4 protein-coding genes are annotated in these 15,317 nt (G+C 53.8%); 3 read left to right on the top strand and 1 reads right to left on the bottom strand.

What is annotated here, in order from left to right:
• Position 1: 1 nt before the first annotated feature.
• From SLIT_RS16205 to SLIT_RS07980, 3 genes are all read left to right on the top strand, one after another.
• Positions 2-11,338: a cadherin-like domain-containing protein gene (locus tag SLIT_RS16205; RefSeq protein ID WP_013029730.1), complete on the top strand. Its 11,337-nt coding sequence runs from the start codon at positions 2-4 to the stop codon at positions 11,336-11,338.
• A gap of 3 nt (positions 11,339-11,341) precedes the next feature.
• Positions 11,342-12,700 carry an HlyD family type I secretion periplasmic adaptor subunit gene (locus tag SLIT_RS07985; RefSeq protein ID WP_013029729.1) on the top strand — a complete coding sequence of 453 codons (1,359 nt, stop codon included), beginning with the start codon at positions 11,342-11,344 and terminating at the stop codon, positions 12,698-12,700.
• Positions 12,701-12,762: 62 nt separating this feature from the next.
• Positions 12,763-14,058 carry a TolC family outer membrane protein gene (locus SLIT_RS07980; RefSeq protein WP_190272123.1) on the top strand — a complete coding sequence of 432 codons (1,296 nt, stop codon included), beginning with the start codon at positions 12,763-12,765 and terminating at the stop codon, positions 14,056-14,058.
• A 39-nt stretch (positions 14,059-14,097) separates the two neighbouring features.
• Here the strand turns inward: SLIT_RS07980 and SLIT_RS07975 are convergent, their stop codons facing one another.
• Entirely contained in the window at positions 14,098-15,096 is a 999-nt protein-coding gene (locus SLIT_RS07975) for a calcium:cation antiporter family protein (RefSeq protein ID WP_013029727.1), read from the bottom strand.
• Between the last annotated feature and the right edge of the window lie 221 nt (positions 15,097-15,317).

The raw sequence follows: 15,317 nt of genomic DNA, 5'->3' as shown, positions 1-15,317 counted from the left end.
TATGTGCCTCACGTCTTTGCCGATTGCTGGAACAGTAAAAATTACAAGCCCTTTTGGAATGAGGAGTGGTACGAATCACGCTGGAATAGATATTCGAGCAAGTGTGGGTACTGGCGTGTTTGCCAGTGGCGCTGGCACTGTTGTTCGTGCGTCCGACAATCCAGGTCCGCATAATTATGGAAATGTGGTGGTGATTGATCATGGGATTATTGAAGGTGAACATGTTTATTCGTTATATGCACACTTAAGCGAGTTTGATTCCGCTCTTGCTGTGGGGCAGGTGGTCGCTGCTGGGCAGCCACTTGGGCTTAGTGGTGGAAAAAAAGGAGCCCCCGGATCAGGTAGTAGCCAAGATCCGCATCTACATTTTGAAGTTATTAAATCAAAAACTGAAATTAAATGGAACACAACTGGTGCGATGGGGTATCCAGGTAAAGTGGATCGTGTAAATCCATGGCCTGAACTCTTTGGCACCTGCGATTTACCATCACCTGGTATGCCTTTACAGCTTAGTACCAGTCTTAACGCCACTAAACAATTCAACCAACGCTTCGGCGACCCGCTTACGCTTGATCTGAACGGCGACGGCATCAACACCGTTCCCCTGACCAATCCGCCCATCCTGTTTGACCACACCGGCAGCGGCATCAAGACTGGCACCGGCTGGATCGCTCCAGACGACGGCTTTCTCGTACTGGATAGGAACGGGAACGGCACCATCGACAACGGTACCGAACTTTTCGGCGACAGCACACCAATACTTGATGCGAATGGCAACGTCATCGGCAAAGCGAAAAACGGCTTCGATGCGCTCGCTCAGCTAGACACTAACCACGACGGAATCGTGGATGCTCAGGATGCCAACTTCTTCGACCTGCAAGTCTGGCAAGACCTGAATCAGGATGGAATCTCGCAGGCAAACGAACTCCGCTATCTGGCCGACGACCTCAACATCACCAGCATCAACGTCGCTGCCACCCAGCACAGCCAGATGCTCGCCAGCGGCAACCAGATGGCTGACCTGGGCAGCTTCACCTATGCCGACGGCAGTACTGGCGCCACCGGCTCCGTCAGTAACATGGCCGACATCAACTTGGCACTGGATACTTTCCACCGTACTTTCGTCACCCCAATTCCCTTGACACCCGCCGCGGAACAACTGCCCGACATGCAGGGCAGCGGCAAAGTGCGCGACCTGAGTGAAGCCGTGAGCCTGAGCAGTAGCCTGGAAGCCGCGCTCACCCAATACAGCAATGCGGGCACCCGAGATGAGCAATATGCCCTCATCGATAACCTGATTGCGGAATGGGGAAAAAGCAGCGGCTTCGCGGACATGCAAACAAGGGCGGCGGCAAACGGCTACACCCTGGTGTATGCCGGTCTTACGCCGACTCAGCAAGCCCACCTTTCAGTGCTTGAACAATTTACCGGAAGCAGTTATTTCCGCATGCCGTGGGAGGGCAACTCAGGTGCTATGGGTGCATCGCAAGGCATGACGGTCTGCTACGATGGCAATCCCAAGCACATCCGCATCGACCTCTCGCCGCGCTTCGGGCAAACCAGGATGTTGGATGACACTTATGCCATTCTGCGTGACGCGGTATATCAAGCATTGCTGCCGCAAACCCGTCTATTGCCGTATCTCGATGCAGTGGGTTTGAAACAAGAGGACGGCGATCTGGTGTATGACTTTGTTAACGTGCAAGAGCTCTTTCTGGCACAGATACTTGCCAACCCCGACAAAGCCATCGTTGACCTCGTCGAATTCAACCGCTACGGCAAGGATTACTTCAAGAGCAGCGACTGGGAGACACAGGGCTGGCAACTGCTGGGCGATACCCTTAACGATATTACGCTGACCAACCCCACACTTACCCCCGCCATCCAGAAGACTCTTGCCGATTTCAATATCAACATGGATGGACAGCCAAACCAGAAAGCCAATGCTGAAGTTCAGATCGCCAAAAAAGACGGCAGCACGCTCAATGGGTTATGGAACGGTGGGGTGCTGGTGGGTAACGATGGCAACGACGTGCTGAACGGCGGGTATTACGGCAACAACATCCTGCTGGGCGGCGCGGGCGACGATGTAATTACCGGTGGGATGTTGGCTACCAACATCCTGCAAGGTGGAGCAGGGGATGATGTACTCAAGGGCGGTTGGTATAACGACACTTTGCAAGGTGGTGATGGTAACGACAACCTGGATGGTGGATGGGGAAACGATGTTCTGGATGGCGGGGCAGGTGATGACATCTTGAATGGCGATACGGGCAACGATGTGCTCACTGGAGGGACTGGCAACGACATCCTGCAAGGCGGCTCCGGCAACGACACTTATGTCTACAACAAAGGCGATGGTGCAGACATCATCATCGACAACAGCTACTACCACACTGCAAACAACATCCTTCAACTGGGGGCAGGCATCACCGCAGACACCCTCTTCGTGACCTACGACAGCGTTGCCGTGACGGTGCTGCTGGACATGGGCAATGGCGACAGCATCCACATCGGCAGTCCGACCGATCTTGCTATTCAAACGATACAACTGGCGGACGGCAGCACGCTGGATGTCGATACGCTGCTAAGACAACGCTCCCTTGTACAGAACGGCACCGATGGCGCGGATATCTTGCAGGGCTCGGATTCGGCTTATGCAGACGTCCTCAGTGGAGGTGCAGGCGACGATATCCTGAATGGAGGTGCCGGTAATGATGTGCTGAACGGAGGCACGGGCAACGATGTGTTGAATGGCGGTACAGGCAGTGATACGTACGTGTACAACCTGGGCGATGGTTCGGATCGGATCACCGATAGCGGTCGTCAGTATTATGACTGGCAGACAAGACAGTACCGTAATGCGGACACCAACGTTTTGTCATTCGGCGCAGGTATCACGGCCGATATGCTGACGGTGAGCTACGACAGCGTGACGCTTGCTGCAACACTGGTGCTAAGCAACGGCGACACCATCGAAATCGGTGCGCCGGATAATCTGGCGATCCAGACATTGCAATTCGCCGATGGCAGTACGCTGGATGTGAATACCTTGGTCGGACAACAGACGTTGACGCAGGTGGGTACAGAAGGTAACGATGTACTGACGGGTTCTGATTCGATTATGTTCAGGGATTCGATCCAGGGCTTGGGCGGGGACGACACACTCTATGGCGGGGCAGGCGGCGACACGCTGGATGGCGGTGCCGGCAACGATACTTTATACGGCCAAAGCGGTAATGACATTCTCATCGGAGGGACGGGCAACGATACTTTGTCCGGTGGCGGTGGTAACGATACTTATGTATACAACCTTGGAGATGGCGCAGATACGATCATTGATCTGGTTGGTACTCATCCTGAAGGGTGGGGGCAATGGCCAACTCCTGACATAAACACGCTTAGCTTTGGTTCCGGAATTACGCCGGATATGGTCAAGATCCGTTTTGTACCCGACCCGGCAGACCCAACAGGAAGTACTGGCTCCATCGTATTCGATTTGGGAAATGGCGACACAATCAATGTCGGCAGCGGTATTCAGACAAGCAGTAACTACAACCTTTCTGTTCAAACAGTCCAGTTTGCGGACGGCTCAAGTTTTACGATCGATCAAATGTTGCGCCGCAACAAGTTCTATGTGGAAGGTACTGCCACAGCGGAAAGCATGACCGGATTCAATCATTTCTATGGAAACAATCTGCAAGGGATGGGTGGGGATGACACATTGACCGGAACGGAAGGTAACGACATCTTGAGCGGTGGAGCGGGTAACGATGTACTGATCGGGATGGGTGGTAGCGATACTTATATATACAACTTTGGGGACGGCGCTGATCAGATTGTTGATTATCCCAGTGGAACGCAGACTGCTTCGGGTTGGGTGGCAGGAACCAATACTTTGAGTTTTGGTACGGGCATTACGGCTGACATGGTCACGCCTCGCTATGACAGAAGCGTAAACGCAATTGTGCTGGATTTGGGCAACGGCGATTCGATCAATGTGGGTGCTGCAGATGCACTGACTATTCAGCAATTGAAGTTTGCTGATGGCTCAACAATGAATCTGAATGATTTTCTTGGTCAGAAGACATTGACCGAGGTTGGTACCAGCGGATCGGATGTTTTGTACGGAAGCAACTCGTCAAGTTATAGCGACACTTTAATTGGTGGAGCTGGTAACGACCTATTGATCGGCGGTCGTGGAAACGATACCTATGTTTTCAATCTTGGGGACGGGGCCGACAATATTATTGATACCGGTGTTAGTGATATGGCACATGGCCTTGGTATCAATGTATTGAGTTTCGGCGCTGGCATTACGGCAGACATGATTACTGTACAACTCGATGGTGAATTCGGTGACGTCACGCTCGATTTGGGTGGCGGCGACAGTGTCACGATAGGTCAAATCGATTTAAACACAAACGACTTGAATGGCATCTCTATCGAGCAGTTGAAATTTGCCGATGGATCGACAATCACTCCGTTTGAATTGTTCGCCCAAAAAGGGCTTGATGTCATCGGTGGAGATATGGTCGATGTTTTGCAAGGAGCTGCAAACTGGACCAATCGGATGCAAGGAGGTGCCGGTGACGACAGTTTGTCGGGCGGAAGCATTAACGACATATTGGATGGCGGGGATGGTAACGACTGGCTCGACGGCGGACTTGGTAGCGACACGCTGAATGGTGGTGCCGGGAACGATCAGTTGTCCGGCGGCTACGGCAACGACGTGCTGACTGGCGGTGCTGGAAACGATACCCTCTTTGGTGGCGAAGGAAGCGACACATACATATTTAATCAGGGTGATGGTGTTGATCTGATAGCTGATTCGAATACTGCCGGGCAGATCAATACGCTGCGGCTGGGTGCCGGATTGACAGTACCGATGCTGCGTCTGGCTACGACTCAAGACAATGGGTTATTGACACTGGATTTCGGCAATGGCGATGCAGTCGTGATCGGTGGTTTCAACAGGAATGATTTGCTTGCCGGGTTGTCCATACAGCGCTTCGAGTTTGTCGATGGCACCGTAATGACAGCGCAACAGTTGGTTGATCTTGGTATCAATGTCGATGGTACAACTGGCGACGATGTGCTCCTGGGTTCCAGTTCAACGGATTATATGTTTGGTGACGACGGTAACGATGTATTGCTGGCAGGAGCGGGCGATGATGCTCTGGATGGCGGATACGGCAACGATGTTCTGAGCGGTGAAGGTGGCAACGATATATTGCAAGGCGGCATTGGTTACGATGTTTTGTATGGCGGCACCGGCAACGATACCTATGTCTTCAATTACGGTGATGGGCAGGATCGCATCATCGATAACCAGGGCAGCAACACTTTGCAATTCGGTGCAGGAATTTTCGCTTCCGATGTGACCTTCAGCAAGTTCGGTTCAGATCTGCAAATCGATTTCTCCAATGGTACGGATCGTATCCGCGTAGTGGATTGGTTTGCCGGAAACTCGATTGAGACACTGACTTTTAACGATGGAACTTCACTCGATTTGCGTGCCATGGAACCGTCGTTTGCGGATGTGCCAATTGTGGGAACCGTGGCGGACGACATACTGACCGGCAGTGTCGGGAACGATACGCTGGCAGGCGGACAAGGCAACGATACACTGATCGGTGGCACTGGTAACGATACATACCTGTTCAATCTGGGTGATGGTGTGGATCAGATTTACGAGTTGTCAGGTCTGGGAAATCCCGCAACTGATAATTCGATCGTTTTTGGCGCTGGAATTACGCCGGATATGCTTTCCTTCAATATGGAGGTCGTTCAGGCAACCGATGCCTGGCGTACGGGATATGGAAATACGCCATCATTTCCATCCACTGCAGCTGACATGGCCCCGAACGAAACGACCCGTCAGGTGATGACCATTTCTGTGGGTGCACAGGGCGATGCGATTCAAGTGATGTCAGGCATGAATGCCATCGGCAAATTTAAATTCGCAGACGGATCTGAATTTACGTTGAATGAATTGATCACTTGGCAGGATGCAGGGTTGCCGACTATCAATGACACGATCAACGATCCCTGGAGGGCGTCCACGTTGGACGGTATCGGGACTTCCGCAGTCTTTAACGGTGGGGCGGGTAACGACATTGTCATCGGCGGTGATCAATATGATTCGTATACCTTTAATCTTGGCGATGGCCAGGATGTCATTGCAGATTTGGGTGGCTGGAATGACATCAGATTCGGGGCGGGAATCACAGCCAGTGACATCACCTGGAATTACGATCCGGCCAGTGCGACACCATTCGTTCTGAATGTAGGGCCGTATGGCGACTCGATCGCGATCGCCAATGGCGAGCAGGGGATAATCCAGAACTTTGTTTTCAGCGATGGAACGGCGATCACTTTCGATCAATTGTTGGCTCAGCAAGGCGGCTTGCCGCCTGTTACGCCGGATATACCCAAGTCGCTATATTCGTATAACTCGGGTTTGCTGATGGGTTCGAATGCCGACGATACGATCAATTCGGATGTGTCGGCATCATCTGGAGCTGCTGTTGTCGTAGGCGGCAAGGGTGACGATGTCATGTACGGCCCAAACAGTACCTTCCTGTTCAACGTGGGTGACGGTCAGGACACGATACAAAATAAAGGTTGGGGCAGCTCATATAATGATTCCGGAATGACGTTGTTGTTTGGAACGGGAATCACTCCGGACGCCTCTTTCAATATTGAAGTCATTGAAAAGAAAAATACCGGTCAACTTTGGTCCAGGCAAGGTCAGCTTGGGCTGGATTCGCAGGATATCAGCATCGGCTATGGCAATCAGGGCGATCAGGTGTTCATTCAGGATGCATATACATTCCAGGCCGGGCAGAATCAGGTTCCCGGCTCGCTGCCAAGTGCCTGGGATTGGTGGAGTGGAGAAGCGCAGACCATACAAAGCATTCGTAAGATCGAGTTCGCCAATGGTGTCATATGGAATTACGAGGACATCATGGCCCACGCTACGCATATTGTGGAAGATGCGGCATCGGCACTTGTGACAGGAACGGGATATAACGATCGTATCTTTGCTTATGCCGGGAATTCGGTGCTGTCAGGCGGGTTGGGGAACGATACCTATGTGATCAGCGAATCTGGCGATTACACCATCACGGATTCTTGCGGTGTTGGCAGTGGCAACAATACTGTCGAATTCGCCTGGAACTATGCAGATTCGAACTTTACGCTTTCGAACGAAAGTGGGCTGACGCTGAATTTTGATAACGGAGCAACGGTTCGCTTGGGTGGATTCGATCCGAATGATCCGCAGGCTTCCTGTTCGATAGATTCCTTCAAGTTTGCCGATGGCACGGCGCTTACCTACGATCAACTTCTGACACGCGGAATCGATATGCAGGGTTCAGCCGCTTCGGAAGTCATCGAAGGAACGGCCGTCAATGATCGGATTGACGCGCTTGACGGCAACGACACAATCATTGGCGGCAAAGGGAACGACATTCTGCGCGGAGGCGAGGGCGGTGATACTTACGCGTACGACCTCGGGGATGGCACAGATACCATCATTGATCAGGGCTGGCACTGGAATGGTAATGTCTTGGTGGCGGACGAAAACACACTCCAGCTTGGCAGCGGTATCGACCAGTCCAATGTATCAGTGAGTTTCAATGCAGATACTGGCAGCATCGTGCTGAAAATGGCGGATGGCGGAAGCATCGATCTCGGACAGCCGGGTGCTTTTTCAGTGCAGAAGGTTCAGTTTGCAGATGGCACGTCATGGGATGAGTGGGGCGTCATAGCACATCTACCTGGCGGAAATGGCAATAATCTGGCACCGACGCAATCCGGTGCGCTGCTGGATCAGGATGCTACGCAAGACCAGGCCTTTACTTACCAGATACCCGACTCCGTGTTTGCCGACCCTAATGGAGATAGGCTGAGTTATAGCGTCGCGATGGCTGATGGTTCTGCTGTGCCAGCATGGCTTCAATTCGATCCTCTGACGCAGACGTTCACCGGTACACCTGAAAATGCTGATGTCCGCAGTCTCAATCTATCTGTGACCGCTACCGATGCGGGAGGGCTATCAACGAGCGGTACATTTATTTTAAACGTGCTGAATGTGAATGATGCTCCCGTGGTTTCAATGGCACTTACTGATCAGACAGTGCAGGAAAGTGCGGAATTTACTTTCGCTGTGCCCGATGGCGCTTTTACTGACATAGACATGAATTATGGAGATAGCCTGATCTACAGTGCCACATTAACTGATGGTTCTGCTTTGCCTGCATGGCTGACTTTCGATGCAGGGGCTGGTGTATTCAGTGGAGTGCCGGCACACGGTGATGTGGGTGTTCTTGATGTTGCGGTAACAGCGACCGATATCGATGGGTTGACGGCTTCGACAACGTTCAGATTGGATATTGCTGGTGTTGCTCCAAGCAATCAGGCGCCAGTTGCCAATGGTGATACGGTGACGCTGGATCAAAATAGTGGGCAGTCGATCATCACTGCATCATCATTGTTGGCAAACGATACCGATCCAGATATGGGCGATACTCTCAATATCGTCTCTGTCGATGCGACAAGCGCATTGGGTAATTCAGTGATGCTGGGGGCGGCAGGCGATGTTGTGTTCGACATCGGCAACAAATATCAATTGTTGGGCGCTGGCCAGACTGCAATAGACACTTTCAATTACACGGTGGCTGATGGTTCGGGAGCCACTGCTACAGCGACAGTCACTGCCACTATCACTGGCGTGAATGACGCACCTGTGACTACCGCTGATGTTGCGACTGCCATGCAGGAAGACCTAGCCGTTACGGTAATGGGCAATGTGCTGGCGAACGACACCGATATAGATCAAGGTACTGTCCTTGCGGTTGCGAATGCAGGCACATTTGCTGGCCAGTACGGTCAGCTCGCGCTGAATGCAGATGGCAGCTACACCTACGCTTTGGACAATGCCTCACTCGGTGTACAGAGTCTTGCTGAAGGACAGGTTGTCACCGAAACATTTGCATACCAGGCGACTGACGGGCTCGTGGCAACACCATCGACACTTACCGTCACCATCATCGGCACCAACGATGCTCCAATTGCCACGGTTGATACTACTACGGTGCAGGAAGATGTCAGCGTTACAGCAAGCGGCAATGTGCTATCCAATGACGCGGATGTGGATCAGGGCACCGTGCTCAGCGTGGCGAATGTGGGCGTATTCATCGGTCAGTTTGGTCAGTTGACCCTGAATGCCGACGGCAGTTACACCTACGCGCTGGATAATAATGCGCTCGCTGTTCAATCGCTCGCCGAAGGCCAAGTGGTGACAGAATCTTTTGCGTACCAAGCTTCAGATGGCATCACTTCCACACCATCAACGCTGACTATCAGCATCACCGGTACAAACGATGCTCCGGTAGTTGCTGCCGACACGGCAGCCGTGCAGGAAGACCTGAGTATCACTGCAATCGGCAATGTGCTGGCGAACGACATCGACATCGATCAGGGAGCGGTGCTGAGCGTGGCCAATACCGGAATGTTTGCAGGTCATTATGGCCAGCTCAACTTGAATGCAGATGGCAGTTACACCTACACTTTGGACAATGCCTCACTCGGCGTACAGAGTCTTGCTGAAGGGCAGGTGGTCACCGAAACCTTTGCTTATCAAGCGACCGATGGAATCACTTCTACGCCATCCACTCTGACCGTCACTATCACCGGCACCAACGATGCACCGGTTACCACGGTTGATACTGCTGCGGTGCAGGAAGATATCAGTATCGCGGCAAGTGGCAATGTGTTGGCAAACGACAGCGATGTAGATCAAGGCACCGTTCTTGGCGTAGCAAACGCTGGTGAATTTGCGGGCCAGTATGGTCAGCTCACATTGCAAGCCGACGGAAGCTACACCTATGTGCTGGACAACGCCTCGTCTGCAGTCCAGTCACTGGCTGCCGGACAAGTCATCACTGAGACTTTTGCCTACCAGGCGACCGATGGATTGGTATCTACCCCATCCTCCCTCACAGTCACCATTACTTGTACGAATGATGCACCGATAGTCGCTGTTCCGTTGCCGGATAGCAGTACGCTTGAAGACCAGATTTTCCACTTCCAGGTGCCAGCCGATACCTTTACCGATATCGACCAGGGCGACGTGTTGACATACCACGCCACGATGGCCGATGGCTCCGTACTGCCCGACTGGCTCACGTTCGATGCAACCACACTGACCTTCAGCGGCGTGCCTTCCAACTGGGATGTGGGTGTGTTCAACGTATCTGTGACTGCGACCGATACCGGCGGACTTTCGGCAACTGACACCTTTACGCTCGATGTGCAGAACGTCAACGATGCACCGGTCGTGCTCAACCACATGGCTGACCAGCATATTGCCGAGAGCCATTGTGATGACCACCACGGTTTCAGTTTTGCCGTGCCAGCCAACACTTTTGACGACTGGGATATCGTCCATGGCGACAGTCTTACCTACAGCGCCACCATGGCGGATGGAGAAAAGCTTCCATGCTGGCTCAAGTTCGATGCAGCCACCTGCACTTTCAGCGGCAGAGCGGAGGACTCCGGTAACTGGGACATCCTGCTGACTGTCACCGACCGGGCCGGCGCCAGTGTCTCGCAAGTCTTCAACCTGAGTTCTGGCGACGATCATCGCGACAAGTGCCATGACGATCAAGTGCTGCCAATTGACACCACCCAGGACGAAATCATCACCAGCAGTTCGGTGAACGACATCATCCACACCGGTAACGGCGCCAATACCATCGTCTTTATGCGCGGCTATGGCCAAGACAAGGTTTATGGCAGCATCGGCACCGACAACACCGTGGTGCTAGGTGGTGGTATCCAGATGGCTGATATCGCACTCTCCAAACAGGGTAACGATCTCATCCTCGAATCCGGCAACAACGACCAGATCACCTTCAAGAACTGGTATGACACCAATGTCAACCATAAGAGCGTGCTGAACCTGGAGATCATCTCCAATGCGATGTCCGGTTTTGGCGAAGACAATCACCACGGCAAGCACGACGATCATTTGTCGATCCGGCATTTCGACTTCACTGCGGTGGTCAACGCCTTTGATCAGGCATTGACTACCAATCCGGCACTGAATGCGTGGAGCATGACCGATGCCTTGCTGAGTGCACATCTGGAAGGTTGCGACTCTTCCACCCTGGGCGGGGACCTGGCAAACCAGTTCAACCAGAACGGGAGTCTGGCCGCTATTGCACTGGCCTCATCGCAGACGGCCATCAATGACACCAACTTCGGTGGTATACCCCAACAACTGCATCCTTTTGCGGGGCTGCAGACCACAACGGCAAAATTGGGGTAAACAATGACGAACAAGTCACCCGTCCTGTCCCCGGAGGCACTGGATTTTGCCCCGGGGTTGCTGGCCATCCAGGAAAGCCCGCCGGCACGCCTTCCGCGGTCGGTGATGTACACAGTTGCAGCACTGTTCACCATCCTTGTACTGTGGGCTGTCTTCGGCAAACTCAACATCATCGCCAGCGCCGAAGGGCGCCTGGTGCCGCAGACCTACGTCAAGATCGTGCAGCCTGCCGATGCCGGCATCGTGCAGGAGATCCTGGTCAAGGAAGGGCAAAAGGTAGAAGCGGGACAGGTATTGATGCGCATGGATACCAAGTTGGCCGAAGCCGATGCCAAGACCATCGGCAACGACCTGTCCATACGCTCCTTGCAACTACGCCGCATCGATGCCGAGCTTAACGGCACTCCTTTACTCAGGAAGGCAGACGATCCAGCGGACCTGTTCCGGCAAGTCGATGCGCAATACCGCGACCATCGCCAATCCTATCTGGATGCATTGGAACAGGCGCAGGCTGCCCTGAGCAAGGCGCAGCGCGAATACGATTCCGCGAAGGATGTTCTGGCCAAGCTGGAAGAAACCACCCCGATCCTCAAGCAACAGGCAGAGGCCTATGCGGACATGGGCAAAGAAGGCTACGCACCGCAGGTGACGGTGCGCGACAAGCAACGCGAGTATCTGGAAAAAGCCAGGGACCTGCGTGCACAGGAATCGACCGTCGCCAGCCTGGAGGCTGCCATCAACCAAGCCAAAAAGCAGATCGACATGATCACCTCCAAATACCGCAGCGACCTGCGTAACGAACGTATGGATGCGGAAGGGCAGTACCGCAAGCTGGGACAGGACTGGGTCAAGCAGGAGCACAAGAACGGACTGCTGGAACTCAGGGCACCGCAGGCCGGCATCGTCAACGACTTGGCCACCCACACTGCAGGTACTGTAGTCTCGCCCGGCACCGTCCTGCTATCCATCGTGCCGGAGAACGAACCATTGATCGCGGAGATCAGCGTCAAGAACGACGACGTCGGCTTCGTCTACCCCAAACAAAAGGTCAAGGTGAAACTGGCGGCCTATCCCTTTGAAGAATACGGCATGCTGGACGGAGAAGTCATCCACATCGGCCCGGATGCCTCGACGCCCGATGCGCAAGGCAAAGACAGCAATACCAACAAACAGCAGCAACCCTCCATCTACAAAGCCATCGTCGCCCTGGATCAACAGACACTGGATGCCGATGGCAAGCAGCACAAACTTGTTGCCGGCATGCAGGTCGTGGCCGAGATCAACCAGGGCAGGCGCACCGTCATGCAATACCTGCTGTCTCCTGTCACCAAGACCTTCGACGAAAGTGGACACGAGCGGTGAGAATTGAATCGGGTTCATCGCGATGTCTGCATTTCGTGCAGCATGTCATAGTGGTCGTGCTCATGTCCGGCATCAACATGCAGGCCGATGCTGTCGACCTGCTCGAAATCTATCACCTGGCACAGGCCAACGATCCAACCTTCGAGGCCTCGCTACATGGATACGAAGCAGCGCAAGAGAAGTTTCCCCAGGCACGCGCCGGCAATCTGCCTACAGTCACCCTGACGGGCAATCGCAACTTTACCGATGCGCGGGCAAGTTTCAACGGTTCGACACCGAACAAGCAAGGCGTCTATGCGTGGACATGGCAATTGCAATTGACCCAGCCCATCATGCGTCCGCAAAACATCTTGGCCTACTATGAATCCGAAGCACAGGTCGATGCGGCCCAGGCCGAATTCTCCCAAGCCGAACAAGACATGATCCTGCGCGTGGCTCAGGCATACTTCGATGCACTAGTCGCGCAGGAAACAGTTGCCACGGCAGAGGCCCAGTTGCAAGCCATGCAGGCACAGGAAGCAGTGGCCAAGCGGGGCTTTGAACTGGGGACAGTCAGCATTACCGATTCCGACGAAGCCAGATCAAAGGCTGAACAGGCGCGTGCGCAGCTCATCGCTGCCCAGAACGATCTCGAAACCAAGCTCGCCGAGATCGAGAAGCTGACAGGCAAGCCTGTCGCAATGCTGTCCGGTTTGAAGCCGACGGTGGTGGCGCCCAAACCGGAACCTGCCGATGTCAGCCAGTGGGTCGAGCAAGCGAAGGACAACAACCCGACAGTTCGTGCACAGTTCGCATCGTTGCGTGCCGCCGGATATACCGTCACCAAAGCCAAGGCCGAGAACTTCTGGACGCTGGATTTCGTCGGCTCTTATGGTGCCAACTACTCCTCGGGGAATCTCACGATACCCACCCCGTATGAAACAAGGGTCAAGTCCAGCGTAGCGGGCATCCAGTTCACCATGCCGATCTTTGCTGGCGGGCTCAACAGCTCTCATATGCGCGAGGCAGTCGCCAACCAGGGCAAGCTGAGTGCGCAACTGGAAGAGGCACGGCGCAAGGCCGGAGCCGAGGCCAAGCAGGCATATATGGGTATCGTCAATGGCGTGGCACAGACCGAAGCGCTGCAATCTGCAGTGGAGTCGGGAGAAAGTTCGGTAAAGGGGAATCAGGCAGGCTATAGGCTCGGCCTGCGCATCAACAGCGACGTGCTCAATGCCCAGCAGCAACTGTTTGCCTCGAAACGCGACTTGGCCAAGGCGCGTTACGACACCCTGTTCGCCGGATTGAAGCTGAAGGCGGCAGCTGGCGTGTTGTCCGAATCGGATGTGCAGGTGATCAATGGCTTGCTGGGGCAGTAATAGCAATGCACTCCGGATTTGCCAGTCGAAACTGCTTCCTTACTGAATCAGTCCTTTATACAAAAACAAGGCGTAGACGCCAATCAGGCCGAAGCCCACAAAACGCGGGACGCGCCCGAGGAGGGCGATGGACAGGAAGTGGACCGCGCCCGCTCCTAGAATGATGTAGGTTCCCATTTGAAAGAAGGCGGGTACCTGGATGGGATTGAACAGCGCAAACAGGCCGATACACATCGGAATGCAGATATGTCCGTCCCCGACCTGTGAGGTCAGCACGATGTCCTGCCTGCCGGTGCGGGTGTAATACAGCGCAAGGAATGCATTGGGCACGACCATCAGCAGACCGCTGAACCAGCCCAGCTTGGCAAAACTGAAATACGGGTTGTTCGTTGTCGAGACCCAGGTCACGAGATGATCGACCGAGTAATAGATGCAATAGGCGCTGACCCCAAGCAGCGCCAGGTCGATCACGATCGTCCAGTGGAACGCCTTGTTTTTCCTGATATTGTCCTTGAGCACTTCGAATACGTGCAGTATCTGCCAGAACAGGAACAGGCCGACCAGCACCAAGCCATCATAAAAATCCAGCACTCCATCCTTTGCCAAGGCCCAGAGCGTGCCGGTGAACAGGAACAATGCGATCAGGGTGAACAGCAGATTCAGCTTGTTGATGCGATGGAATTCAGATTGTTTCGTTACTTTTTGCTTTGAGCCACCGCCCTTTTGCATGACGGCGGCCGAACCGAAGATCGCGGCCAGCCCGAGGATCAGCGTGAGGTTGGTGGCATTGTTGACCAGACAGTTCTCGATGACCAAGCCCCCATTGGCGGCAGAGCTGCTCATGACATAGGCGAAGATCAGATTCGCGAATCCCGAGCAGTAAGGCATGATCAGCGTGCCGAGCACGGTACCTTCAAAGCCTTTGCCCTCCATGGCGTGCAGGCGCCAGATCATCACAAAACTTGCCACCACAAACAGGGCAAGCAGCATTAGCGGGTTGGCAAAATAGCCCTGGATATTGTGGATTGCGTTGTTCACGTGTGACTTGAGGGTTGAATAGCCGCCCGGATTTTACCTTGCCTGAGGAGAAATCGCGTTTACCGTTTTCGGGAAAAGTGCGCTCCTTGTCCGCTTTAGGTAAACTGCGCTCCTCTTTGAGTTTTAGGGCAAGTTCCAATGAAAAATACTCACCCTCTGCAGGGGAATGAAGCGGCAGAGCGCATTGTTCGATATTTCCAGGCCAATGGATTCGCCGGGAT

Source organism: Sideroxydans lithotrophicus ES-1 (assembly GCF_000025705.1).
Taxonomy (GTDB): Bacteria; Pseudomonadota; Gammaproteobacteria; order Burkholderiales; family Gallionellaceae; genus Sideroxyarcus; species Sideroxyarcus lithotrophicus.
Note: the sequence above shows the minus strand (reverse complement) of the source record. Positions and strands in the feature narration are given on the sequence as shown.

Bases quoted from the DNA above. Each gene is read 5' to 3' on its own strand.
- SLIT_RS07985 (WP_013029729.1), top strand. From the start codon at position 11,342: ATGACGAACAAGTCACCCGTCCTGTCCCCGGAGGCACTGGATTTTGCC.
- SLIT_RS16205 (WP_013029730.1), top strand. From the start codon at position 2: ATGTGCCTCACGTCTTTGCCGATTGCTGGAACAGTAAAAATTACAAGC.
- SLIT_RS07980 (WP_190272123.1), top strand. From the start codon at position 12,763: ATGTCCGGCATCAACATGCAGGCCGATGCTGTCGACCTGCTCGAAATC.